A 24,894-nucleotide genomic window follows, 5' to 3' on the forward strand; every position below is an offset into this window, starting at 1 on the left:
CATCCTGCCCCGGGCCACCCCCAAGGTCCACTGAACGCCGATCCCAACCGGGTACCCACTACGGCGCCAGCCACCAGTTCAGCGGTTTGTCGTCGGCGTCGTAGACGTTCCCGTAGCTCCAGGGGCACTCATGATCAGCGGTCCAGTGATCGACGATTTCCTCGATCGCGGGGAAGCCCGCCGACACCGGCACCGTGATCACGATGAACCTCCGGTGCACCGGCGTCTCGACGATTCCGCCGAGGCGCTCGAACGCGGTGGTCAGAACGGTGATGTCCGGGTCGGCCGGTGGTGCGGCGGGCCAGATCACGAGGCAGAGGTTGCCGCCGCGTCGCAGCACCTCGAAGGTTCCGTCCTCGGTGACCCGGATCCGGTCGCCCGCCGCGCAGTCGTAGACCAGCGCCGGGCTGGCGAGAACGTCGTACACACCGGGCGACACCACCGTTGCCGGCACCTGCTCGTGAACGGGCTGCCCCTCCGCTGTCCCACCGGCCAACAGCATGACGTGCGTATGCTCGCGCTCGACCTTCTCGACCTCCACGGCCGCGATTCTTCCACCCTTACGTCAGCGCGCGATCCGCGTCTCGTCGGGCCGCCCGCCGGCGGTAGCGGCGAAGGTCGACGAGCAGGTCCTCGTAGTCCTCCGGTGACAGCAGGAGGCATGGGCGCGAGCGCGAGAGGCGAAGAAACGCCTCGTCGAGCCGGCCTGCCCTGCGGTGCACCGGAAGTCGAACATCCGCGTAGCAAGATCTGCGAACCGGGCATACGCCGGCTGCTACGCGAGGCCGAGGAGGTCCGGGCGATCCGCGACCGCGCGCCAGCGGGCACCCGGGTCGTCGACCAGCCGGCGGGTGTCCAGGTCGAGCAGCCCGGTGACCGTGCTGACCTCCGCCACCAGCGCGCCCTCGCGGTTGTGGAACTCGCGATGGACCCGGAACGTCCGGCCCTCGCCCCACGCGAACGCGCAAGAGACGGTCACCTCGTCGCCGCCGCGGAGTTCGCGGTGGTATCGGATGGTGGTCTCGATGTTGACCGGGCCGACGCCGGAGCGCAGCAGTGCGTCGACGTCGACGCCGGCCGCCCGTACGCAGGCGTACAGCGCGTGGTCGGCGTACTGGACGTACACCGCGCCGTTGGCGTGACCCTGCGGGTCGAGTTCGTACGACCGCACCTCGATCGGCACGGAGAAGGTGCTCATGCCGTCCGCTCCCGCAGCCACTCCCGCGACCGGGCGCTGGCGTACCGGAGCCCGTCGCGGGTCTCGATCCAGTCGCCGCGCGCCCAGCCGCCCGCGGTCTGCGGTGCGAACCCGTGCCGGCGGAACAGCGCGCTCGCCTCCTCGCGCGTCAGTCCGCGCGATCCCCATTCGTCGAGCACCGCGGCGATGCGGTCGTCCTCCGGCACGGCCGGTTCGTCGTCGAGCGCGTCGGCCAGGTCGGTGAAGCCGCGCGCGATGAGCCGCAGGGCCGCGGCGGCGGCACGGGTGTCCATGCTCCGATCGTATACCGATCGCTAGCGATCGGATAGCAATAGGAACGGCGCGACGACGGCCGCGAACCGGTCCGGCGCCAGGCTGTGAATGCGGTGACCGACCGGGATCGTCACGAACTCCGCGCCCGGGATCCGGGCCGCCGCGTCGGCGAGGCGGTCCGGCGGGAGGTGACTCGTCGGTCCGCCCGAGAGGACCAGTGTCGGCGCGGTGATCGCGGGCAGCCGGTCCCACCACCCGGGGTCGGGCCGGCGCAGTTCGCGGATGGCCGAGGTCAACGCCGTCGGGTGGTAGCGGCGCCGGCGGAGCAACGCGCCGGCGAAGAGCAACGTGACCCGCGCGGGCGACAGCACCGCGGTCGCGACGCCGTCCCGGGCCGGCGCGGGCGGGTCCTCGAGCACGAGCCGGCTGACCCCGTCGGGCCGCTCCTGCGCGACGAGTGACGCCGTGTGCGCGCCGAGCGAGTGCCCCACCAGCGCCGGCCGGTCCAGCGCGAGCACGTCCAGCAGCCCGGTGACCGCGTCCCGGTAGCCGGCCAGCGAATAGCTCCGGAACCGGGCGGTGCCGCCGTGACCGGGCAGGTCGGGCGCGATGACCCGGCGCCCGGCCGCGGCGAGCACGCCGGCGAACCGGTCCCAGGTCGACGCGTCGCTGCCGCCGCCGTGCAGCAGCACGACGGCCGGCCCGCCGGCGTCACCCGTCTCGCGGTAGCTCATCCGCGATCCGCCGACCTCGACCACCCGAACCTTGATCACGCCGCAGCCTAACGGCGGCCGGGGCACGGACCCGCGCGGCCGCCCGCCGCGTACCACCGGGCGTGACAACGAGCACCGCTCCGACCACCGCGCCGACCACCGCCGGCGGCATGACAACCCCCGTGGTGCGGCGGTCCGTGCTGCTCGGCGGCACCGGCGTCGTGCTCGCCACGGTCGTGGCGCTGGCGGTCTCCGCGCGCGACACGGCCGAGAACGCGCGCATGGCCGACGTGCTCGGGCTCGACCTCGGCTGGGCGCCGTGGCTGGTGCCCGTCGCCGGCACCGCCGGGACGTTGTCGGCGGTCGCGGTCGTCGGTCTGTTGCTCTCCGCCGGGTTCCTGTCGGGGGGACGCCCGCGGCCGGTCGCGGTCGCGGCCCTCGTCTGGACGGCGGTGACGGCGGTCCGGATCTGCGCCGGCACGGCCGAGGTGTTCGGCGTCCCGGTGCGGCAGGCGCTGCACCCCAAGGCGGTGTGGTTCTTCGTCACCGAGGTACCCACCGGCCAGGCGCTGCTCATGACGCTCGTGCTGGCCGCCGTGGTGGCCGCCGGCTGCCGCTTCGCAACCAGCGCCGACGGGGCCGCCGTGCTCATGGCGCTCGCGGTGGTCGCGGTCCTCCCGCCGGTGGCCGCCGGGCACGCCAGCACCGCCGGCAACCACCAGGTGATCACGTCGGCGCTCATGCTGCACGCGGCGGCGGCCGTGGTGTGGACCGGCGGGCTGCTCGCGCTGGTGCTCGGCGCGCGGCAACCGGCGGTGGCCGTGGAGCGGTTCTCCGGCATCGCCCTGTGGTGCTTCGCGGTCACCGTGGCCACCGGCGTGGTCGGCGCCGCCGCCCGCGTCGAGCGGTGGTCGGACTTCACGTCGACCCGCTACGGCGCGATCCTCCTCACGAAGGCCGCCGCCCTCGTGGTGCTGGGCGCGTTCGGGTGGTGGCACCGCCGCCGGTCGCTGCCGGCGCTCGCCGCCGGACGTCCCCGCGTGTTCGCCCGGGTCGCGGGCGTGGAACTCCTCGTGCTCGCCGCGACCATGGGGCTCGCGGTGGCGTTGGCGCGCTCGGCGCCGCCGAACGAACTCGGCGCGGTCGTGTTCGACACCCCGCTCACCCCGGCGGTGCGCTGGATCCCCGAACCGGTGCTGCTGCTCCTCGCGGTGGTCGTGGTCACCGCGTACGTGGCCGGCGTCCGTAGCGTCCCGGGCTGGTCGGGTCGACGAACGGCCGCCTGGGTGTCCGGGTGGTCGCTGCTGGTCGCGGCCGGCACCCTGCGTTTCGCGACGGTGGACGCGTCGGCGACGGTCGCCGTGCTGCAGCCGCTCGTGGCGGCGTTCGTGGTGCCGGCGCTGCTGGTGGCCGGCAGCCCGGCCGGGCTGGCCCGCGCCGCGGGTGCCGACCGGCTCGCCGCCGCCGCCGACAGCCGCCCGCTGCGGGTGCTGCGCCGGCCCGACCTCGCGGTGACGCTGTACGCGGCCGCCGGGTTCGGGCTGGCGGTGGGCGTCGTCGAGGACTGGGCCGCCACCCGCCACGGCGTCCACCTGTTGTCGTACCTCGCCGTCGTCGCCGCCGGCTGCCTGGTCTGGTCACCGGCAAGGCCGAGCCCCCGCACAGGTTGACGCCGGTCGTTCGCCGTTCATCCGCGCGTCGCTGTGTGCTCACCGGCCATCGGTAGCTTCTGCCCGTCACCGACGGCAGAACCGAAATGAGAACGCGATGGGTCACGGTCATCACCACCACGGCCACGATGTGCCGTTCGCGCCGGACGACGTGCCGGCGGTGCTGGACACCTCGGTCCCGGACAGTGAACTGTCGCCCGACGAGGTGACCCGGCGCGGGTTCCTGCGCAACGCCGGCCTGCTCGGGGCCGGCGCCGCTACCGGAAGCGTGTTCGCCGGCGCCGGCGCCGCATCAGCCGACGCTGGCAGCAGCCGGTCTGTCGCCGAGGGAGGCGACGGTGGTCACCGCGACGACGACCGCAGCCGGCCCGGCAACCTGCGTTGGCTCGCCGGCGACCACCACATCCACACCCAGTACAGCTCCGACGCGATGTACCGGGTGATCGACCAGGCCCAGCACGCCGCCGCGTACGGGCTGGACTGGATGGTCGTCACCGACCACGGCAGTGTGGCGCACGCGAAGATCGGCGTCGACAAGGTCAACCCGAACATCGTCGCGGCCCGCGAAGAGCTGCCGGACATGCTCATCTTCCAGGGCCTGGAGTGGAACATCCCGGCCGCCGAGCACGGCACGGTGTTCGTCACGCCGGGCCGCAACGAGGTCGCCGTCCTCAAGGAGTTCGAGAACGCCTTCGACGGCACGGTCACCAACACGAGCGGGTCGACGCCGGCCAACGAGGCGCACGCGATCGCCGGTCTGAACTTCCTCGCCGACGCGGTCAAGCGCCGTCGGGTCGAGCACGCCCTGTTCCTCGCGAACCACCCGGCCCGCCGCGGCGTCGACTCGCCGCACGAGTTCCGCGGCTGGCGCGAGGCGGCTCCCGGCGTCGCGGTCGGCATGGAGGGCGCGCCCGGTCACCAGGCCGCCGGCATCCCGGCGCCGCACGGACCGGGCAGCGGACGCGGCTTCTACGACAACGCCCCGTCGGCCGCGTCGTTCCCCGGCTACCCGCTGGAGAGCTACCGCACCTGGGGCGGCTTCGACTTCTTCACCGCGACCGTCGGCGGGCTGTGGGACAGCCTGCTCGCCGAGGGCCGGCCGTGGTGGGTCACCGCGAACTCCGACGCGCACACCATCTACCTCGACACGGCCGTGCGCGGCCCGAACAGCGACTTCAACGCCAACGGCGCCTACAACGACCCGGTGCACGGCGGGGTGCCGAACGGGGCGGCCGGCGACTTCTGGCCGGGCTATTACAGCAAGACCCACGTCGGCGCCGCCGGCGCGAGCTACCGGGCCGTGATGGAGGGCATCCGGGACGGGCGCATCTGGGTCGACCACGGCGGCCTGATCCGCAACCTCGACGTCCGCGTCAAGGTCCAGGGTGACCGCGACGGCGGCACCACGCTCGGCGGGGCGCTGAGCGTCCGGCGCGGCTCCTCCGTCGAACTGACCATCGACATCGACCTGGCCACCACGCCGAACTGGGCGCAGATCCTGCCGGTCCTCACGCGCGTCGACGTCATCGCCGGCGCGGTGACCGGACCGGCCGCCGACAAGGACGTCTTCACCGCGCCGGGCACGAAGGTCGTCAAGTCGTTCGAGGTGACCGCCGGGAAGAAGCGGGTCTCGTTCACGCACCGCTTCCCACGCGTCGACGCCCCGTTCTACGTGCGGGTGCGCGGCACCGACGGCAACCGCACCGCGGCGGGCTTCAACGGCGCCGCGGTCGACCCGGTCGGCCCGGCGATGGACGTCGTCGGCAGCGCCGACCCGTGGGGCGACCTGTGGTTCTACGCGAACCCGATCTGGGTCCTCCCCCGGTGACGTCCGTCTACATCGGACTCGACGCCGGCCACGGCACGGTGTCGGAGGCGGAGCACTGGCTCGACGACGTGCTCACCGCCACCGGCCTCGACGCCGAGGACGGCGTGGTCGCCTGCACCCACCTGGTCCGGGCACCGTGGCCGCACGTCGCGGTCAGCATCGCCGTGCCCGGGCCGGACGTGCCGGCGGGCCTCCCCGAGGTGCCGGAACCGCTGGCCCGCGCCGCCGAGCAGGCCCGCGCCGAGCACGTCGCGGGCCGGTCCGGTCGCGCGTCGCACTTCCCGGGCCGCGACAACCTCACGGGGACGCTCACCGTGGCCGATCTGGTCGCCGGCAGCGCGATCGACGCGGTGGTGGTGCTCGGCGCGCCGCCACCGGCACCGGACACGGTCGTCGACACCCGCGACTTCGTCCGTCCACAGTGGAGGGACGGCCGGTTGACGCTGGTGACCACGCCGGCGCCGGACGGCCGGGTCGCGCCGTTCGAGGTCCCCAACCCGACCCCCTGCTGCGCCGACCACGCTTAACGCATCAGGGCGGTCATCCGGTCGTTGTGCTGGGCCTGGAGGCGGGCCAGCTTGAACTCGGTCTCGTACTCCAACGCCTGCTGGGCCACCCGGCGCTCGGCCAGGCTCCGCGACCGTTCGATGTCGGCGCGCAGCGTGGCGTCCTCGGAGATGCGTTCGTCGTGCTGCGCGCTGCGGATCTCCCGCTCGATCTCGAGTTGGTGCAGCAGGTCGCGGGCGCGTTCCCGGCGCTCCTGCTCGTACACGGTGTTACCGGTCATCAGCTTGCCGAGCACGGGCAGCAGGTCGACGGCGAGGAACACGATCGTCACCATCAGCAGGAGCATCAGCGCGCCGTTGTCGTGGCGGACCAGGTCGACCATCGCCTCGTGGCGCGACAGCAGACCGGTGGCGCGGTGCACGTCGGTCGCCTGCGTGTCGGCGGTCGCGGCGGTCGCCTGCGCCTCGTCGGCCACTTCGGCGCGGCGTTTGTCCAGGGTGGACTGTGCGGTCGCCAGGTCGGCCGCGGCCTTGTCGCGGTTGGCCCGGACCGTGTCGGCGTGCGCCTGCTTGCGCTGCCACACCTGGCCCTGGCCGATCAGCCGGGTTCCGCCGGTGCCGCGCATCTCCGCGTCGGCGGCCTGCTGGGCGGAGGCGTACTCGGCCTCCAGCAGGCGCAGCGCCTCGGCGCGTTGCCGGACCGCCTCCTCCTCCACGACGAGCTTGCTCTCCCGGGCCTGCTGCTCGGTCTGGACGACGGCGGTGTAGCGGCTGGCGTTCGTCTCGGCCAGGCGCGCCTCGATGTCCGGCGCGAACAGCACCATGCAGGCGAAGTCGGCGACGACGATGCCGACGAAGACGCTCACCAGCATCCGGCCCACGTACGGGATCACCGAGGTGAGCCCGCCGATGTCGACCCGCCGCGGCGCGCCGAGGATGACCCCGCGGTCGAACGCGAACAGGGTGAGGCCCCAGAACAGGCCGATCGGCACGATGAGCCACCACGCCAGGTCGGTCGCGGTCGCGATCGCGCTGATCGACGTCGCCGCGGCGATGACGCCCACCGCGATGACCGTGACGCCGAGGGCGGCGTACACGCCGCGCTCGCCGGTGCGGGTGGCGAGGGCGGGTTCGGCGTTCCCCGCGACGATCAGGGCGTCGCCGACGGCCGACCGGCGGCCGGCCGGCTCAGGCTCGTCCAGCAGAGTCATCGATCATCCTCTGGCTGTGGGGCCGGCTGGCTGTTGGCGGCCGCTGGCCGCGGGCGCAGGCTCAGGCTACGTCGGCGCGCCCGGCGGGCGCTGGCGAATGCGCATCCGCGTGACGACCTCGCGCCACAGCACCAACTGCGCGACGGCGAGCACGGTGGCGAACGGCAGCAGCGTCCAGACGCCGACGCCCTGGGCGAGCGCGCCCGCGAGCCACGGGAACAGCGCGCCGCCCAGCACGGAGAAGCCGTTGACGACGCCGATGGCCGTCGGGACCAGCCGGGGCTCGACGACGTCGGGCAGCACCGCGATCGCCGTCGGGAACAGCGGGCCCAGGAAGCACCCCATCACCACCAGCGCCACGCTCACCACCGCACCGGTCGGCGCGACCCAGCCGAGCAGCGCTGCGCCCGTCACCCCGAAAAGGCACACGAAGGACGTGCCCGCCGCCGACAGACCCACCCGGCCCGCGACGGGGCTGATGACGAACCGGCCGAGCGTCAGGCCGAGCCAGTAGGCACTGACCGACCACCCGGCGAGGAGCGGGCCCTGGCCGTGCTCCTCGGTGAGGAGGGTGTAGGCCCAGTTACCGACGCCGATCTCCAGACCGACGTACACGGTGAGGAACGCGCCGGCGAACAGCACCGCCGGAACCCGGGCCGCGCGGCCGAGCAGACCGGGCCGCTGCTCCCCCTCCGCCGGCGGCTCCTGCCGCGGATAGACGAGCAGGTACCCGACCACCACCGGCATCGCGACCACCGCCAGCACCAGCCACACCATCGGCCACGTGGTGAACCCCAGCATCCAGGCGGCCAGCAGCGGACCGATCAGCGCGCCCACGCCGAAGAACGCGTGCAGGCGGTTGAGCAGCGTGGTCGCGTTCGGCAGCCCGGTGAGGTAGACGTTCAGCACCGACTCGATCACGCCGGTGCCGAACCCGGCCGTCACCTGCACCGCCAGGAAGAGGACGAACACCGGCCGGGTGGCGAGGAAGAGCCACGAGAGGACGGCCGCCGACCCGCCGAGCACGAGCGTGGCCCGCATGCCGATGCGGTGCAGCAGCGGGCCGGAGGCGGCGCCGGCCAGCAGGAACCCGGCCGCGAACGCGAAGAACGTCAACCCGATGACGGCCTTGTCGACCCCGTAGTCGTCGATCTGCGCGGGCAGGAGCACGCCGCTGACCCCGGCGGACAGCCCGGCCAGCACGAACCCGGCGTAGGCCAGCAGGACCGGCATGCTCACACTCCCGGGGTCGTATCGACGAAGATCCTGAGCGGAAATCGAACCACGTGCAACAGAATTGCCACCCGCCGGGCACCTAGATGCGAGGAGGTGCGATGCCGAGCGGGGACCCGGAAGAGCACAGACAGTTCCGCGAGTACTTCGCGGCCCGGCGTGACACGGTGCGCCGGACCGCCTACATGTTGTGCGGCGACTGGCACTGGGCCGACGACTTGACCCAGAACGCGTTCATGCGCCTGGCGGTGAGCTGGCGCAAGGTGAACGACCGGCAGGCGCTCGACGCCTTCGTCCGGACCTGCCTGGTGCGCGCATACTTCGCCGACCTTCGGCGGGTGTGGCGCCGCCGCGAGCGCAGCGTCGCCGAGCCACCCGACGTCGCGGTGCCGGCCGACAGCGGTTCCACCGATCGGGCCGCGTTCCTGGCCGCCCTGCGGCGGCTGCCGCCGCGCCAGCGGGCGGTGCTGGTCTGCCGCTACTACCAGGACCTCGACGTGGCCGCGACCGCGCAGACCCTGGGGTGTTCGGAGGGGACGGTCCGCAGCCAGGCCGCGCGCGGGCTGGCGAAGCTCCGCGACCTGCTGGCGGAGAACGGGGACCTGACGACGGTGGAGGGCACGTGGTGAACCGGATCTACGAACGCTTCATGGACGCGGCCGACGGGGACATGCCGCCGAGCCGGCTCACCGCCGACGAGGTGTACGCCGCGGCGTGGCGACGGCGGCAGCGGCGGGTCGAGGTGTGGACGGCCGTCGCGGTGGTGGCCCTCCTGGTGGCGACGATCGTGGGCATGCAGGTGCGCAAACCCCCGGCCGGGCACGAGGTGGCCGTGCCGCCGACACCGACACCGACGCCGTCACCCCTCGGCGGCTTGCCGAACGGAACCCGCGACGGTGGCGTGGTCTTCGCCGCCGCCACCGACGCCGACCACCTCTACGCGGTGATCACCCGCTGCCCCGGGACCGACTGCACCACCCAGTTGCTCGGCTCGGACGACGCCGGAGCCACCTGGACCCTGCGCTCGACCGACCTGGGCGACCCGTCCAACGACTACTACGTGACCGCGCCGGCCGCCGGGGTGCTCTACCGGACGGTCGAGCGGACCGACGTCGTGGAGAGCGGTCCGGTCACGAAGGTCCGGATCCCGAAGATCAGCACGGACGGCGGCCGGTCCTGGACGGACGTGCAGGCCACCACCACGCCGGTGACCTCGGTGCCGGCGAACGGCTGGCTCGAGTGCCGGAACATACCGAGCCAGCACCCGTGCCCGGGCCTGGTCGTCGTCGACCCGGCCACCGCCCGCTCGGCGCCGCTGGCCACGCCGCCCGGGTTCACGGTGAGCTCGGTGGTCAACGTCCCCGCGGCGGCGGGCTTCTGGGTGGAGGGCTACGACGAGGAGAAGAAGGCGCCGGCCGTCGCCGTGAGCACCGACCGCGGCCGATCCTGGACCGTGCACGCCTTCGCGGCCGAGCCGAGGGAGAGCGGCGTCACGGCGGCCAGCGTCGACGGCGTCACCGGGTACGCCGTCGTCAGCGAGTACCACGCGGGAAAGACGACCCGGGCGAATCCCACGCCCGGGCCGGCGAGCTCGACCCACCACGTCTACCGCACCGGGGACGCGGGACAGACCTGGCAACGCGTCGACTCCGGGACGGCGCTCTTCGGCAACCAGGTCGACCTCCAGGCATCCTTCGTCGCCCGGGACGGCACCCACTTCGTGATGACGGTGTCGGGCTGGGTGCAGCAGTGGTACGTGAGCCGCGACAACGGGCACAGCTACGAGCCGGCCGGACCGACCGGGCTCACCCCCTACCTGGGCCTCGCCAACGCACCGATGTTCGGTGTCGTCACCCACGCACCGGGCCTCTACCTGGCGTTCGACGTCGATTCCGTCTACCGGTCCACCGACGGGCTCCGATTCACCAGGCACCCGGTGAGGATCTAGGACCGGTGATACACAATCTGTTCCGTGAGCGATCAGGAGTGGGTCGTCATCGCGGAGGCGCGGCGTCCGTCCGACGCCCGGTCAGACGCCCTGAGCTGGTTCACCGACGCCGGGTTCAAGCTGGTCTCGCACCCCGGCCGGGGTGGCTTCGGTGTCGAGGGCATCGACGACGTTCAGATCAAGGTGGACGCGCTGTTCAACGGCACGTGGTGGCGCATCAGCGTGCTGCGGTCGGCGCTCGGTGAGGCGGCGCCACCGGCCTGATCCCCCAGGCCGGTGGCGCTCAGCTCGTTCCGGTCAACACCAGCTCAGGGTCGAGTTGACGCGGGTGACGTTGCGCACGACGTTGTTGGCGCCGCCGCACGGGTTCTGGGTGATGTTCGTATTCGTGACGGTGAGGTTCTGGAACGTGATCCCCGACGAGATCGGGAACTCGGTGCGGGCCGCGACGCGGACCTCGCCACCGCCGGTCACCGTGCCGGACACGCCGGCGATCGTCACGTTGTAGCAGTTCTCGATCAGGATCGAGTTGTTGCCAGTGTTGTTGATCGTCACGCGGTCGATCACGGCGCCGCCGCTCTCCGAGACGCAGAAGATGCCCCGGCCGCCGCCGCTGGCGATGACGGTGCCGACCCGGATGTTCGTCGGGTAGCTGCTGCCGACACGGCCGTTGCGATTGGCCATGCGGAACGCCGCGTACCCGGTGCCGGTGCCGGCGTTCTGCGCGTCGACGGTGCCGACCGTGGCGTTGATGGTGTCGTTGAACAGCAGCCCGGACTCGCCGACGTTGCGGGCCGTCACCGTGCCGATGGTGATGCCGTCGACGCCGTAGGTCTCCACGCCGTGCGAGCTGGTGCCCTGCGCGTACACGGTGTCGATGCGGATGTTGCGGACCTTCACCGCGCGGTCGCCGCCGTGGTTGTCGATGCGCACGCCGAGGCCGCTGCTCACCCGCATGTCGATGCGGCCCAGCGTCAGGTTGTTCACGTTGCGCATGAAGATGCCGTAGACGGGCGTGCCGGTGAGGGTCAGGTTCTGGATCTCGACGTCGGTGGTGCCGCGCGAGTAGACCGGTGCCATGTCACCGGATCCGGACCCGGTGACGTTGATCGTCCCGCACACGTCGAGCACCGTGTAGCTCGGCAGCGACAGCCTGCTCGCCGCGCTCACCGAGCCCGACCCGCGCACGACCACGCGTTGCTTGCTGGTGCGGCCGGAACTCAGGCTGTTCACCGCGCCCTGCATCGCCGACAGCATGCTGGTGCCGGTGTACACGGTGGAGCTTCCGTTGCGGGCGGTCCAGGTGCTGCCGCTGACGGTCACCTCGGCATTGAACGACCCGGAGCCGCAGCCGGTGCCGGGGGCCGCGGTCACCGGGACCAGCTGCCACTGCTGGTTGTTGCCGCCGAGGTCGTCGAACTGGGAGACGCGTCCACCGTCCGCTGTGGACCATTCCCACACCTCGAGGGCGAGGTTGCTGTTGCGGTTGATCAGCCGCACGTAGCCGCCGGCCGAGTCGGCCAGCCGGAACTGCTGGTTGAATCCGTTGGCGTCGGCCCACTGGACGACGTTGGCGCCGCCGGCGGTGGAGTGCTCGAAGATGTCGAGCACCTTGCCGCTGTGGCGCGACTTCAAGCGGTAGTAGCCGCCGCCGGAGTCGACGAACTGCCACTGCTGCTGGTTCCCGTCGTTACGGGCCCACTGGACGATCGGCGCGCCGTCGGTGGTGGCGAAGTTGTACAGGTCGAGCGCCTTGCCGCTGTGCCGGTTCACCAGTACGTACCAGGCGTTGGTGTCGACCGTGGCGGCGGCGGCCCGGTTCGGAACGATCGCCAACGCGGCGAGCAGCACGGTGAGGACGGCGCCGAGCGCCCCGATCCACCGTGCGGCCGATCGGGAGTGGGTGGCGGGCAGCATGAAGTTCTCCTTGGGCTGAGCCGGGGACCCGCTCGACGAACCCGCTCCCACCGCCACGGATGTGAACGTTCACAACACCCTGACACGCGCTGATCGATTCAGGTCTATGCGTTGGACCGATTCTGGTGGCCCGCCGTGGCGTGTGTCAATGTTCCGACACCCGACCCGTGTGTCGCTGGAAATCGAAAAACGGTGCAACCATGCGCGCGATGTTTTCGTACCTGTCGATGTACCTGAGGGTTCATCGCCTGATACGTCTGTGTTCACGATTCGGGGGATAGATGGCACCGGTTCACCATTTCGCGTACGGGTCGGTCAATCCCGTCCTGGCGTTCGTCTTGTCTTTCATCGGTTCGTTGTTGAGCCTGATCCTCGCCCGGCAGGCCCGTGATGCCCGCGGTTCCCAGCGGGTGCGGTACCTGATCCTTTCGGCGTTGTCGCTGGGTGGCACCGGGATCTGGTTGATGCACTTCATGGCCATGGTGGGTTTCGACGTGCCGGATTCACCGGTGCGTTACGACCTGCCGATCACCGCGTTGAGTTTCGCGATCGCGGTGGTCATCGTGGCCGTCGGCCTGTTCACGGCGATCTTCACCCGGCCCGGCACCTTGAAGGTCGTCACCGGTGGCGTCATCACCGGCATCGGCGTCGCCGCGATGCACTACACCGGCATGCTCTCGATGCAGGTCGGCGGAAAGATCTCGTTCGACCTGAAGTACGTGGCCGCGTCGGTGGGCGTGGCCGTCGTCGCCGCGACCGTGGCGCTGTGGTTCGCCGCCGTCCTGCGCGGAACGACGGCCATGGTCGGCGCGGCCCTGATCATGGCGGTCGCGGTGTGCAGCATGCACTACACCGGCATGCTCGCGATCCGGGTGCGGCTCACCGATCCAGGCGCCCGGGTGGAGGGGCTGGAGACGTTCGAACTGCTCGCGCCGATCGCCATCATCGCCTGCGTAATGATCATGGGCCTGGCGTACGCGACGGTGAGCAGCACCCCGAGCATGGAGGAGGCCCCGGCCGGGGCGCACCACCGGCGCGTCGTCGCCGACCGGACCTGACCACGGCGGCCGTGGGCGGCCGGCCCGACAAGGGCCGGCCGCCAGGCTCTCAGCGGTAGATGAAGTAGACGTAGGCGCCGCCCGCGCCGGCGTTGAGGTCGCCCGGAACGAGCTTCCAGCCGTCGGGCAGGGGCGGATCCTCGTTGTCACCCGCGACGACGGTCAGATCGTTGACCGGGTCGCCGGCGTCGGTGTCGCGCGTGTAGCAGAGATACACGTAGCTGCCGCCGGCGCCCTGGTTGAGGTCGACGTTGAGCACCGTGAACCCGGGCGGCACGTGGGGTTCGGCATCGGACTGGACCGACACGAACAGTCCGCGGATCGGAGTGCCCTCGTCACGCAGGTAGGCCGCGAAGATGTACTTGCCGCCGGCGCCCTGGTTGAGGTCGACCGCGATGCGGGTGTACCGCGGATCGGGCGGATAGACGTACGGCGTGCTCGACGGGTCGAGGATCATGATGTCGGATACGGCGGTCATGGTGGTCTCCCAACCAGCAGAGGGAATCAACGAAGACTCCATTGACCGCCACCACCGGGGTGCCGCGAATCAGGGGCGCACCCTAGTCGTCTCCAGGGCCGCCCCCAGGTCGGCCCGCGACGTGATGCCCAGCTTCCGGTAGACGTGGCTGAGGTGGTACTCGACCGTCTTCGTGCTGACGAACAGCCGCTCGGCCGTCTGCCGGTTGCTGGCACCGGTCTCGACCACGAGGGCGACCTGCAGTTCCTGCGGCGTCAGCAAATCGGCGCCGCGGTGCAGCCGGGCCGGTAGCTCCACCCCGGTGGCCCGCAGTTCCCGGTGCGCCCGCTCGGCCCAGCCCTCCGCGCCGAGCGCGGCGAACGTCTCCCAGGCGGCCCGGAGCTGGGTGCGGGCCTCGGCGCGGGAGCGCTGGCGGCGCAGCCGCTGGCCGTACGCCAACCGGGTGCGGGCGGTTTCGAACGGACGCCCGGCGCACTCGTGCAGGCTCAGCGCCTCCTCGAAGTGGTCGGCGAACAGCGGGTCGACCAGCCCGCGGCACCGGGCGGCCAGCGCGCCGGTGAGCGGCCGGCCGGTGAGCGCCGCCTGCGCCTCCAGCGCCTCGACCACCGGCTCGGCGTCCGCCGTCCGTCCACAGTGGACATACGCCTCGACGAGGTCGGCCGCCCACGGGAAGTGCATCGCCTCCTGGAAACCGGTCTCGGTCGCCAGCCGGCGCGCCGTCTCCAGCGGCGCCAGCGCCGCGTCGGGCCGGCCGAGGCCCAGTTCCAGCCCGCCGAGCAGCCCCTGCACCAGCAGGTCGAGCACCACCGTCCCGGACGCGCGGGACTGTTCCAGCACCAGGTTGGCGTACCGGACGCACTCGGTGCGGTGACCGCGCGCGGCGGCGATCCCGGCCCGCAGGTGACGGGTGTTGGCGATCTCGTTGACCAGACCGGTGTCGATCGCCAACTGCTCCGCCTCCAGGATCCCGGCGTACGCCTCGCGCCAGTGCCCGCGCCGGAAGTCGACCAGCGCCTGCTCGCCGATCGGCCAGACCATCAGCCCGACCGCCGACCGTTCGCGGGCGATGCGCTTGAGCCGGTCGTGCAGCTCGGTGGCCCGGTCGAACGCGTCGAGCACCGCGTACCCGTAGGCCATGTCGGCGATCAGCGGCAGCGCCTCGGCCGGCAGGTCACCGTCCAATGTGGACCCGACCAGCTCGTGGTCGAGCTCCTTCGCGTCGGTGGCCTCGCCCAGCAGCGTCCGCACGATGATCGCCGCGCACCGGCAGTAGACGGCGAGCGGGCCCGGGTCGTCGGCGATGAGCGCGGTCGCCTCGTGGATCACCGCCAACGCGTCGTGGCCCCGGCCGGAGTACACCGCCGCCCCGAACGCCGCGGCGAGGATCTTCACGGCCAGGTCTGGCCGGTGCCCGCGGACCCGGTCCGCCTCGGCCACCAGCCGGTCGAACGTCGCGCCGGTGTCGCCGCTGCGCGTCTGTACGCGTCCCAGCAGTGCCTCGACCTCGGCGCGGATCTCCTCCGCCGCCGGCGCCGCGGCGCGGGCGGCAGCCAGCAGGCGGGCGCTGCGGTCGGTCCGGCCGGCGTTGAACGCGGCCGCCGCCGCGGCGAACAGGCGCCCGGCCCGCACCTCCGGGCCGGCGGACAGCTGCGCGGCCCGCTCGTACGCGGCCGACGCCGACGCGTACCCGGACGCCAGGACCGCCCGGTCGGCCGTCTCGTGCAGGGCCGCCGCGGCGGACTCGTCCAGCCCGTACGCCGCCGAGGCCAGGTGCCACGCCCGGCGGGCCCGGCCGTGCACGCTCGCGTCGTCGGCGAGCGCGCCGGCGATCACCGCGTGCGCGGCCCGGCGGTCGCTGTGCGGCACCCGCTGCACGCACGCCGAACGCACCAGCGGATGCCGGAACCGCACGCCCGCGGGCGTCACCGTGACGAGCCCGGCGTCCTCGGCGGCGGCGAGCACCGTCCCGTCGGCGCCGTCGCTCGCCAGCGCCGCGAACAGCGTCGCGGTGTCGGCGTCGTGCAACAGCGCGGTGACGAGCAGCGCCCGCCGGGTCGCCGCCGGCAGCCGGTCGATCCGCTCGCCGTACGCGTCGGCGAGCACGATGCCGATCGGAAGCGGCTCCGCCGGGCCGTCGATCAGGTCCGGCGCCAGCCCGGGCAGGTCGACCAGCGCGAGCGGGTTCCCGCCGGTCAGCGCGACCAGGCGGTCGACACGGTCGGGCGGCACCGGGATCCCGCGCTCGGCCAGGAGGTCGGTGGTCGCAGGCCCGTCGAGGCCGGCGAGGTCGATCCGTGGAAGATCCCGGACGCCGTCGGCGCCGCGCCCGGCGAACAGCAGCGCGACGGCGTCGTGGGCCAGCCGGCGCGCCACGAACCCGAGTGCCGCCAGCGACGGCTCGTCGATCCACTGCACGTCGTCGAGGACGGCCACCACGGGCCGGTCCCGGGCCAGCGTCGTGAGCACGGTGAGCAGCCCGGCACCGACGGCGAACCGGTCGACGCCGCCGGTTGGCAGGTCGGCGGTGGCCAGCGCCGCCGCGAGCGCGGCCCGTTGCGGCACCGGCAGGTCGAGCGGATCGAGGTCGACCGGGCGCAGCAGCATGTCGAGCACGCCGAACGGCAGGTCGCGCTCGGACCGGACGCCGCGGCCGACGAGCACGCGTGCCCCGGCCGCGGCCCGGTGCGCGCCGTACTCCAGCAGCGCCGACTTGCCGATGCCGGGTTCGCCGACGAACGCGAGGACGGCTCCGCGCCCGTCGGCGGCGGTCGCCAGCAGTTCGTCGATTGCGAGGCACTCCGCTGAGCGGCCGTGCAGTCGGGTAGTCATCGCCCAAATCCCCCGGAAGCGTTACGACTCCGTCCGGGGTACCACGCGCGGCGGGCCGCGTAGAACCCATCTGGCGGGGACCCGACCACTTTCGCTCCGGTGCCCGGAGCTTTACGGTGAACCCGTCAATTCGTAGATGCACATGAACGAAAGTCGACCCCGCCCGACCGGAGGCATGCGCCATGACCCGATCCCCGTCCGTCACCCGTCGCGGCGTCCTCGCCGCCGGAGCCGCCGCAACCGCCGCCACCGCCGCGACCACGCTCGGTGCGGGCCCGGCCCAGGCCGATCCCGAGGCCGCCGGCGGCGACCACGGCCGCGTCCCCCGCGACCGCATCAGCGTGCAGCTCTACACGCTGCGCGACCAGTTGCAGATCGACCTGCCCGGCAGCCTCGCCGAACTGCGGCGCATCGGGTACACGCGGATCGAGCACGCCGGCTTCGTCGGGCGCACCGCCGCCCAGTTCCGGGCCGCCCTCGACGCGGCGGGGCTGCGCGCCACGTCGGGACACGTCGGCATCCCCCAGCCGTTCGACGCCGCGGCCTGGCAGCGCGCCCTCGACGACGCCGCGATCGTCGGCAACCGGTACATCGTCCACCCGTTCTTCGGCATCGACGCCACCGGCCAGCCGATCCGCGACGGCGCCGTCTACGCCGCGTTCGCCCGCGACCTCAACAGGGCCGGCGCCCTGGCGAAGCGCGCCGGATTGAGCTTCGGCTACCACAACCACCATCTGGAGTTCTTCCCCCAGAACGGATCCGGCCGCCGCCGCACCGGCTACGACATCCTCACCGCCGAGACCGACCCCGACCTGGTGCACCTGGAGGTCGACCTGTTCTGGGCGTGGCGCGGCACGGCCGACCCGGTCGACCTGATCCAGAAGCACCGCGGCCGCATCCGGCAGGTACACGTGAAGGACCTCGACGTCAACGCCAGCTTCGCCGACCCCGGTTCCGGCCTGATCGACTTCGGCCGCGTCTTCCAACACGCCCGCACGGCGGGCCTGGCCGAGTACATCGTCGAACGCGACGACGCCGGCACCCCGCCGAGAACCCCCGCCCAGGCGTTGGACACCGCCCGGAACGGCTTCCGCTACCTCGACGCTCTCCGCTTCTGAGGCGTTGCGACGTCGCAACGCCTAGGCGCGCTGCCGCGCGGACTCGGCGGTGTCGATCATCCCCAACGCCACCTCCAGCGCGGCGGCGGACAACTCGTCGTCGGTGTGCTTGTCGTCGCCGTCGAACAGGAACAGGCCGACGTGCATCGACATGATCGACAGCGCGCTCTGGATCTTCACCGGTAGCGGGTCGTCGGGCTCGACCAGGACGGCGAACACGTTCATCATCGCCTCTTTCAGCCCTTCGCCGCGGGACTGGTCGCGCAGCGCGGTCCGGTTCCGCTCGGCGAACCGCATGATGTTCGAGTGCTTGACGTCCTGCAGTTGAGCGGCGTACCGCCGGACCACCTCCCGCCGGAGGTCCGGCGTGCGGGGTTGCGCCTGCGCCCAGTCGACCAGTTCGCGCAGCAGCGTCAGCCGATCGTCGATCAGGCTGCCGATGATCTCTTCCTTGGTCTTGAAGTGGTAGTAGAGCGCCGCCTTCGTGACGCCCAGCCGCTCGGCGATCTCGCGCAACGAGGTCGCCTCGTACCCCTGCTCGGTGAACAGTTCGAGGGCGACCTCCTGAATGCGCCGACGCGTGTTCGATTGCTCCCTCATCTGCTCCGCCCTCGATTACTTACTTGACGGCCGGCTAGTACCGCGCCTACCGTTCGAAGCATACTAGCCGGCCGGCAAGTAAGTCGGCTCGTCCATCCGGGGGTAATGATGTCCGCACCCGCACCGGCCCGCCGCCGGGAGGTCATGGCCGTGTTGCCGGGCCTCATGCTGGCGATGCTGCTGGCCATGCTCGACAACATGATCGTCAGCACCGCGATGCCCCGCATCGTCGGTGACCTGCACGGTCTGTCCCACCTCTCCTGGGTGGTCACCGCCTACGTCCTCGGCACGACCGTCTCCACCCCGATCTGGGGGAAGATCGGCGACCTCTACGGCCGCAAGAACATCTTCCTCACCTCGATCGTGATCTTCCTGATCGGGTCCGCGCTCTCCGGCGCCGCACAGACCATGGGCGAGCTGATCGGGTTCCGGGCCCTCCAGGGCCTAGGCGCCGGCGGCCTGATGGTCGGCGTCATGGCGATCATCGGCGACCTGGTGCCGCCCCGCGAACGCGGGCAGTACCAGGGTTTCATGGCGGCGACCATGGCGGCGGCGACCGTCGCCGGGCCGCTCGTCGGCGGCTACATCACCGACCACCTGAGCTGGCGGTGGGCGTTCTACATCAACCTGCCGCTGGGCGGCCTGGCCCTGGTGATGCTCGCCCTGCAACTGAAGCTGCCCACCCGGCGCACCGAACACCGCATCGACTGGCTCGGCTCCGGCCTCCTCGCCGGCGGCATCACCGGGCTGGTCCTGATCACCACCTGGGGCGGCACCGAGTACGCCTGGGGTTCGTGGCAGATCCTCACGCTCGCGGCGCTGGCGGTCGTGCTGCTGGGCGCGTTCGCGCTCGTCGAACGGCGCGCCGCCGAGCCGGTGCTGTCGTTGGAGCTGTTCAAGAACCGCAACTTCACACTGTCGACGGTCATCGTCTTCCTGCTCGGCTTCTCGATGTTCGGCGCGATCAACTTCCTGCCGCTGTACCAGCAGACCGTGCAGGGTGCCTCCGCGACGAACTCCGGGCTCCTGCTGCTGCCGATGATGGCGGGCATGCTCGTCACCTCGCTGGTGGCCGGGCAGCTCATCACCCGCACCGGTCGCTACAAGGCGTTCCCGGTCATCGGCGGGGTGCTGGTCTTCGCCGGGATGGCGCTGCTGGCCACCGTCGACATCGACACGAGCCGGCTGCGCACGTCGCTGTTCATGGTCGCGCTCGGCGCGGGCATGGGCCTGCTCATGCAGACGACGATGCTGATCGCGCAGAACAGCGTCGATCAACGCAACCTGGGCGTGGCGAGCAGCACCACCACGTTCTTCCGCTCCATCGGCGGCTCGTTCGGGGTGTCGCTGTTCGGCGCCGTCTTCAACCGGGCGCTCGAAAACGATCTCACCAAGCACCTCGGATCCGCCGCGTCCGACGTCGCGTCCGGTGCGGGCGTCGCCGGCCTGACCCCGGAGAAGCTCGCCACCATGCCGTCCGAGGTGGTGTCCGCGCTCCTGCACGGCATCGCCGACTCCACCGCGGCCGTGTTCCTCTGCGCCGCGGTGATCGCCGTCGTGGTGCCGGTGGCCGCGGCGTTCATCCGGCACGAACCGCTGCGCGGAGCGGAACCCGCGCCGGCCGAACAGGAAGCCGAGACCACCGGCGTCAAAGCCTAACTACAACCGCTCGAGGAAGTCCGCCACACTGTCGGCCAGGTCCTCCCGACCGGCCGCGGTGTGGCGGCCGAGCAGCGCGGTCAGCCGGGTACGGGCGTCGCCGGACCGGCCCAGCCGCTCCTCCAGCATCGCGGCCGTGAACATGCTCTGGGTCGCGCTGCCCGGTTCGTCGAGCCCGAAGAAGCCGTCGGCGGCCGCGTCGGCCAGGTCGACGGCGCGGGCGGCCAGCTTCTCCGGACGCTCGTCCGGCGGCCAGTTCAGCACCAGGTGCGCCGCCTGCCGCAGCGTCTCGAAGTACTCGTACCCCGAATCGGGAACCGCCGCCGCCTCCAGCATCTCCAGCGCGCCCGGCCAGTCCGGCTCCTCGCGCTGCACCAGCGTCCAGGCGTGGCCGCGGATCGCCCGCACCTCGGCGTCGCGGTCGCCGACCTCGCGCCACACCTCGGCGGCCCGCTCGAACGTGCGACCGGCGTCGTCGGACATCCCGGCGCCGTCGAGCGCGTTGGCCGCGGCGTGCACCAGCGAGGCGTGCTCGCGCCGGTCGGCGGTCATGCGGGCCGCGGCGATCAGTTCCTCCGCCGCCGTCCGGAACTCGCCGATGTCGGCCAGGCACTCGCCGTAGACCTGGCGCACGTGCACGATCTCGTGCTCGTCGCCGCGCCGGTCGACGTCCGGGAGCATCGACTCCAGCAGCGCCACCGCCTCCGCCGGGCGGCCGGTGCGCCGGAACGCGAACACCGCGACCATCCGGGCCCGGGCCGCGACCGGCGGGTCCACGTCGTCGAGCAGGTGCGCCGCGCTCAACGCGGTGGACACCGCCTCGGTGTCGCGCCCGCCCAGCATCACGTAGATCTCGGCCCGCAGGGCGGCCAACCGGCCCCGGCTCTCGGCGTCGAGCCGGTCGCCGCCGACCGTCAGGGCCCGGTCGAGGTGCGCCTCCGCCGCGGCCGGGTCACCGCCGCGCATGGTCACCTCGGCCAGGAGCTGCAGCGACTCGGCCGCCCGGTGCGGCACTCCGGCCGCGACGAACGCCTCGGCCGCGCCCGCGAGCAGGTCCGGCGCGGGCTCGGGGTCACCGGCCGACAGCGTCAGCTGGGCGCTGATGTGCAGCACCGAGCCCTTCTCGTAGGGCCGATCGGCGGCCGCCGCCAGCAGCGTCGCCAGCAGGCGGTCGAGGCCGGCCTTCGCCGGGCTGTCCGGGTTCCGCGCCTCCGGCCCCCGCAACCAGTCGAGGAACAGGGCCTGCACGTGGCAGAACCGGACCGTCCACAGCACCGCGTCGGTGGCCTCGGGCAGCGCGGTGACCTCGGCCAGCACCGTCGCCGGGTCGGTGCCGGGCGGCGGTTCGTCGCCGTCGATCAGCGCGCCCAGGCCGGCCCGGGCCCGGTTGACCGCGTCGCGCCCGGCGTCGCCGGCCAGCGCGAACTCGCGGGCGACCGTCCGGAAGTCCTCGACGGTACCGGCCGGGTCGGCCACGGCCTTCGCCATCACCCGGCTCTCCGCGATCCGCGCCCGCACCGGCGGCGGCAGGTCGGCCCCGCTGGCCGCGACGCGTTCCCACACCTCGGCCGCCCGCGGGTCGTGCGCCTCGGCGAGCCGGGTCGCCTCCGCGATCAGCGCGTCGGCGTCATCCGGGGCTTCCGGCTCCGGTTCGGTCTTTTTGATGACGGGCACAGCGCCGCCCGGTGTACCACGGAGCCCGAGCGGCAACTCCGCGAGCAGCGGCTCCTGCGCCCGGCGGGTCGACGACCGCCCGCTCACCGCCGCCGTCCCGTTGCGCTCGTCGAACGTCGCCACGATGCCGTCGACCTCCGCCTCGACGGCCGGCAGCAGCGCCGCCACGGTGGTGGTCGGCCGGTCAGCGCGTGGGGTCGGCACCTCCAGGTCACCCTGACCGAGCGCCACCAGCCGGCGCAGCAGCACCACGACGGCCTCCAGGAAGAACAGCCGGTACCGCACCGGTTCGCCGGCGGCGAGCGTGAGCCAGCCGGCGTGCTCGGCGAGGATCTCCAGCGCCCGCGCCTCGTTGCCGGTCAGCGCCGCGAACTCCAGGTGCTCGGCGACGCTCGCCCGCAGCGCCGGGTTGCCCCGCACCATCCGGTACCCGCGCAGGTGGTTGGCGCGCGCCTCCTCGGCCCGACCCAGGCGCAGCAACGGCAGCAGCGTCCGGGCGAGCACCCGGTGCGGCTCCTCCGCGCACGTCAGGTGCCCGTCGGTGACCGCCTGCCAGATGCGCACCGCCTCCTCGTCCTGCCCCTGCGTGGTCAGCCAGTCGCCGCGGTTGTGCCGTTCGCAGGCCTCGCAGTCGGCCATGTCGTCGCGTTCGGCGGTGATCCAGCGGTCGAAGTGCGTGGCCGCCACCGCGGTGTCGCCGACGTGGACGGCCACGTAGTGCCGGCAGGCGTGCACCGCCTGCGAGTTGTGACCGGCGAGCCGGTACCGGCGCTCCATCTCGTCGAGCCAGCGCCCGATCGTCGCCAACGGCACGTTCGGCTGCCAGATCAGGCCGGCGCTGACCCACTTGAAGTGCCAGTGCAGGCTGTGCGCGGAGTACTCGTCGAAGTCCTCCGGCCGCTCGTCCCACATCTTCAGCACCCGCGCGAACGGCACCAGCATGCGGTCGGACGAGCCGTCGTACTCGTAGGCGGTGATGAGGGCCTGCAACGCGTGGATCAGCATCGGGCGGTCGCCGGTCTGCGCCGCCTGCTCCACCAGCTGCTCCGCGCGGGCGCTGCGGGCCGGCCCGTAGGGCCTGGACGCGTTGTCCTTCAGCGCCTCGTGTACTTCTTCCGTGCTTGACGGACTGTCCATCACGCCTCCGTGGTCCGGGTCCGGTCGGCCGCCCACGTGAGCAGGTCGCCGAGGGCGCGGTTGAGCAACGCCGACTCGGTCGTCCGCAGTGGACGGTGGGTCATCAGCAGGGCCTGTCCGTACAGCGCGTCGACGGCGGTGGCGCGCAGTTCGGGGTCGGCGAGCCCGGTCACCCTGCGGACCACCGGGTTGAGATCGTTGAGGACGAGCTGGGCGCGCGGGGCGGTGGCGCGCAGGTTCGACAGGATCTCCGTCCACAGTGGATCGGCGTCGGCCTCGGCCTGCGCGCGCGAGCGCTCGTGCAGCGCCTCGCGGCTGTCGAGGTACAGGGCCGGCACCGACACCGGATGGAACGTGCGCAGCACCACGTCGCAGTCGAGCCGGTCGAGCCGGGCCCGGGCCGCGGCGAGGAAGGCGGCCACGGCGAGTTCGCGGTCGGCGGGCACGGCGTCGAGGTGCGCGACCACCGCGTCGGCGGCCAGCGGCACCACCGACGTGCCCGGCGCCACCGACGGAAGCTTGTCGACCAGTGCGGCGTCGTAGGTGTACCCGCCGTTGACCACGCCGAGCCCCTGCGCCGACGCGATCGCCGCGACCTGGCGGAACTCCTCGACGGTGCGGGCGAGGTGCACCATCGGGTGCCGGCGGGCGAGTTCGGCGAGGCTCACCCGGCCGGCGGTGGTCTCGAACCGCAGCCACGGCAGCATCGTGCGCAGCAGCTCGTCGTCGTGCACCGCGAGGGCCTTGACGCCGAGCTGGTGCACGGCGAGGAACCGCTCCAGCCGCTCGGGGTCGGTGGCGGCGAGCCCGGTGAGCCAGTCGCGGATGCGGTCGCCGAGCGCGTCGCGCACCGCGGCGAGCGTCTCGTCGTCGTAGAGCGCCTCGCGGGACGCGGTGGGCCGCAACGCCTCCGCGTCGACGATGCAGCGGGCGAAGAACGCCCACTCCGGCAGCAGCTTGCTGGCCGACTCCGACAGCAGCATGCCCTTGAGGTAAACCCGGTGCCCGCCGCGCTCCAACGGGTTCGACGCGACCGGCAGCACGTACGCGGCGCCGCGCACGCCGACGAGGGGCAGGTCGAGGTCGACGACGTCGAGGGCGGCGAAGCCCAGCGTCTCCTGTCCGTAGGCGAGCAGCGCCGCGCGACGCGTGTCGGGCGTGGCGTGGTCGCGGTCCCAGACCGGCGGCGTGGTGTTCACCTTCGTGGTGACGCCCTGCGCCTCGACGAGGATGTCGTACCGCAGCAGCGCGCCGAAGCTGCCCGCCAGGTCCCGGACGCACTCGGCGGTGAACCACTGCTCGGCGCCGCGCCGGGCCGTCACCGTGACCGTCGTGCCGGCCTCCGGCCGCGCGTCGTCGGGCAGCGTGCGCACCGTGTACGCGCCGTCGGACGTCGCCCGCCACTCCACCGGCACCGCGGCCGGATCCGTCGCCGACCGGCTCACCACGGTGATCTCGTCGGCGACCACGAAACAGGCGAGCAGGCCGATGCCGAACTGTCCGAGGAACTCCCGCCGGGCCACCTCGACGCCGGCCAGGTCGTCACGCTTGGAGCTGCTGCCGATCGTGGCGAGGAACCGGTGCACGTCGGCCTCGGAGAGCCCGATGCCCGGATCGTCGACCCGCAACGCGCCGGGGAGAACCGTCAACCGGATCTCCCCTGGCGTCCCGTCCTGCCGCTTGTTCTGTCGTGCGGTGACCGCGTCGACCGCGTTCTGCAACAACTCACGCACGTAGACGCGCGGGCTCGAGTACAGGTGGTGGGAGAGCAGATCCACCAACCCGCGCAGATCGACCTGGAACGTGTGTGACGGCTGCTCGTGCACCTGCACATGCTACGAGGG

22 protein-coding genes are annotated in these 24,894 nt (G+C 72.5%); 9 read left to right on the forward strand and 13 right to left on the reverse strand.

Annotation, left to right across the window (positions count from 1 at the left end; all coding sequences use genetic code 11):
* Nucleotides 1-58: 58 nt before the first annotated feature.
* From Vau01_RS10035 to Vau01_RS10055, 5 genes are read right to left on the reverse strand one after another with little or no spacing between them, the layout of a single operon-like run.
* Complete coding sequence (locus Vau01_RS10035) at nt 59-541, reverse strand: DUF4265 domain-containing protein (protein ID WP_203989685.1); 483 nt, start codon at nt 539-541, stop codon at nt 59-61.
* Between the two features lie 19 nt (nt 542-560).
* Nucleotides 561-722, reverse strand: a complete 162-nt coding sequence (locus Vau01_RS10040) for a hypothetical protein (RefSeq protein WP_203989693.1) — start codon at nt 720-722, stop codon at nt 561-563.
* Between the two features lie 53 nt (nt 723-775).
* Nucleotides 776-1,198, reverse strand: a complete 423-nt coding sequence (locus Vau01_RS10045; RefSeq protein ID WP_203989695.1) for an acyl-CoA thioesterase — start codon at nt 1,196-1,198, stop codon at nt 776-778.
* Nucleotides 1,195-1,491 carry a hypothetical protein gene (locus tag Vau01_RS10050; RefSeq protein ID WP_203989697.1) on the reverse strand — a complete coding sequence of 99 codons (297 nt, stop codon included), beginning with the start codon at nt 1,489-1,491 and terminating at the stop codon, nt 1,195-1,197. The genes Vau01_RS10045 and Vau01_RS10050 overlap by 4 nt, the downstream gene beginning before the upstream one ends.
* A gap of 21 nt (nt 1,492-1,512) precedes the next feature.
* Nucleotides 1,513-2,244, reverse strand: a complete 732-nt coding sequence (locus tag Vau01_RS10055) for an alpha/beta fold hydrolase (RefSeq protein WP_203989698.1) — start codon at nt 2,242-2,244, stop codon at nt 1,513-1,515.
* Nucleotides 2,245-2,354: 110 nt separating this feature from the next.
* On the opposite strand from Vau01_RS10055, the gene Vau01_RS10060 reads away from it, so the two are divergent.
* From Vau01_RS10060 to Vau01_RS10070, 3 genes are all read left to right on the forward strand, one after another.
* Nucleotides 2,355-3,854 carry a CopD family protein gene (locus Vau01_RS10060; RefSeq protein WP_203989700.1) on the forward strand — a complete coding sequence of 500 codons (1,500 nt, stop codon included), beginning with the start codon at nt 2,355-2,357 and terminating at the stop codon, nt 3,852-3,854.
* A 97-nt stretch (nt 3,855-3,951) separates the two neighbouring features.
* Entirely contained in the window at nt 3,952-5,682 is a 1,731-nt protein-coding gene (locus tag Vau01_RS10065; protein ID WP_203989702.1) for a PHP domain-containing protein, read from the forward strand.
* A complete protein-coding gene (locus tag Vau01_RS10070) occupies nt 5,679-6,209 on the forward strand; it encodes a hypothetical protein (protein ID WP_239151465.1) in 531 nt (176 codons plus the stop codon). The genes Vau01_RS10065 and Vau01_RS10070 overlap by 4 nt, the downstream gene beginning before the upstream one ends.
* Here Vau01_RS10070 and Vau01_RS10075 read toward each other — a convergent pair.
* Nucleotides 6,206-7,399: a DUF4407 domain-containing protein gene (locus Vau01_RS10075; protein WP_203989709.1), complete on the reverse strand. Its 1,194-nt coding sequence runs from the start codon at nt 7,397-7,399 to the stop codon at nt 6,206-6,208. The two genes, Vau01_RS10070 and Vau01_RS10075, sit on opposite strands and share 4 nt — an antisense overlap.
* Nucleotides 7,400-7,465: 66 nt before the next feature.
* On the reverse strand, nt 7,466-8,632 hold the full coding sequence (locus tag Vau01_RS10080) for an MFS transporter (protein WP_203989711.1): 1,167 nt from the start codon (nt 8,630-8,632) through the stop codon (nt 7,466-7,468).
* 101 nt (nt 8,633-8,733) lie between these two features.
* On the opposite strand from Vau01_RS10080, the gene Vau01_RS10085 reads away from it, so the two are divergent.
* From Vau01_RS10085 to Vau01_RS10095, 3 genes are read left to right on the forward strand one after another with little or no spacing between them, the layout of a single operon-like run.
* Nucleotides 8,734-9,261, forward strand: a complete 528-nt coding sequence (locus tag Vau01_RS10085; RefSeq protein ID WP_203989713.1) for a SigE family RNA polymerase sigma factor — start codon at nt 8,734-8,736, stop codon at nt 9,259-9,261.
* Nucleotides 9,255-10,580, forward strand: coding sequence for a WD40/YVTN/BNR-like repeat-containing protein (locus Vau01_RS10090; protein ID WP_203989715.1), 1,326 nt, complete (start codon nt 9,255-9,257; stop codon nt 10,578-10,580). The genes Vau01_RS10085 and Vau01_RS10090 overlap by 7 nt, the downstream gene beginning before the upstream one ends.
* Nucleotides 10,581-10,604: 24 nt before the next feature.
* Complete coding sequence (locus tag Vau01_RS10095; protein WP_203989717.1) at nt 10,605-10,844, forward strand: hypothetical protein; 240 nt, start codon at nt 10,605-10,607, stop codon at nt 10,842-10,844.
* Between the two features lie 33 nt (nt 10,845-10,877).
* Here Vau01_RS10095 and Vau01_RS10100 read toward each other — a convergent pair whose 3' ends face one another.
* A complete protein-coding gene (locus tag Vau01_RS10100; RefSeq protein WP_203989719.1) occupies nt 10,878-12,497 on the reverse strand; it encodes an RICIN domain-containing protein in 1,620 nt (539 codons plus the stop codon).
* 356 nt (nt 12,498-12,853) lie between these two features.
* On the opposite strand from Vau01_RS10100, the gene Vau01_RS10105 reads away from it, so the two are divergent.
* Nucleotides 12,854-13,555: an MHYT domain-containing protein gene (locus Vau01_RS10105; protein ID WP_203989721.1), complete on the forward strand. Its 702-nt coding sequence runs from the start codon at nt 12,854-12,856 to the stop codon at nt 13,553-13,555.
* A 49-nt stretch (nt 13,556-13,604) separates the two neighbouring features.
* Here the strand turns inward: Vau01_RS10105 and Vau01_RS10110 are convergent, their stop codons facing one another.
* Complete coding sequence (locus tag Vau01_RS10110) at nt 13,605-14,033, reverse strand: hypothetical protein (protein ID WP_203989723.1); 429 nt, start codon at nt 14,031-14,033, stop codon at nt 13,605-13,607.
* Between the two features lie 69 nt (nt 14,034-14,102).
* The gene (locus Vau01_RS10115; RefSeq protein ID WP_203989725.1) at nt 14,103-16,862 is read right to left on the reverse strand and encodes an AAA family ATPase; all 2,760 of its coding nucleotides are present in this window, start codon (nt 16,860-16,862) and stop codon (nt 14,103-14,105) included.
* Between the two features lie 182 nt (nt 16,863-17,044).
* On the opposite strand from Vau01_RS10115, the gene Vau01_RS10120 reads away from it, so the two are divergent.
* Entirely contained in the window at nt 17,045-17,980 is a 936-nt protein-coding gene (locus Vau01_RS10120; RefSeq protein WP_203989727.1) for a sugar phosphate isomerase/epimerase family protein, read from the forward strand.
* Nucleotides 17,981-18,001: 21 nt separating this feature from the next.
* On the opposite strand, the gene Vau01_RS10125 is transcribed toward Vau01_RS10120, so the two are convergent.
* Nucleotides 18,002-18,580, reverse strand: a complete 579-nt coding sequence (locus Vau01_RS10125; protein ID WP_203989729.1) for a TetR/AcrR family transcriptional regulator — start codon at nt 18,578-18,580, stop codon at nt 18,002-18,004.
* 105 nt (nt 18,581-18,685) lie between these two features.
* Between Vau01_RS10125 and Vau01_RS10130 the strand changes: the two genes are divergently transcribed.
* Nucleotides 18,686-20,239: an MDR family MFS transporter gene (locus tag Vau01_RS10130; RefSeq protein ID WP_203989737.1), complete on the forward strand. Its 1,554-nt coding sequence runs from the start codon at nt 18,686-18,688 to the stop codon at nt 20,237-20,239.
* Here Vau01_RS10130 and Vau01_RS10135 read toward each other — a convergent pair whose 3' ends face one another.
* On the reverse strand, nt 20,240-23,050 hold the full coding sequence (locus tag Vau01_RS10135) for a tetratricopeptide repeat protein (protein WP_203989739.1): 2,811 nt from the start codon (nt 23,048-23,050) through the stop codon (nt 20,240-20,242).
* Complete coding sequence (locus tag Vau01_RS10140; protein WP_203989741.1) at nt 23,050-24,876, reverse strand: HSP90 family protein; 1,827 nt, start codon at nt 24,874-24,876, stop codon at nt 23,050-23,052. The genes Vau01_RS10135 and Vau01_RS10140 overlap by 1 nt, the downstream gene beginning before the upstream one ends.
* Between the last annotated feature and the right edge of the window lie 18 nt (nt 24,877-24,894).

The organism is Virgisporangium aurantiacum (genome assembly GCF_016863635.1).
GTDB lineage: Bacteria > Actinomycetota > Actinomycetes > Mycobacteriales > Micromonosporaceae > Virgisporangium > Virgisporangium aurantiacum.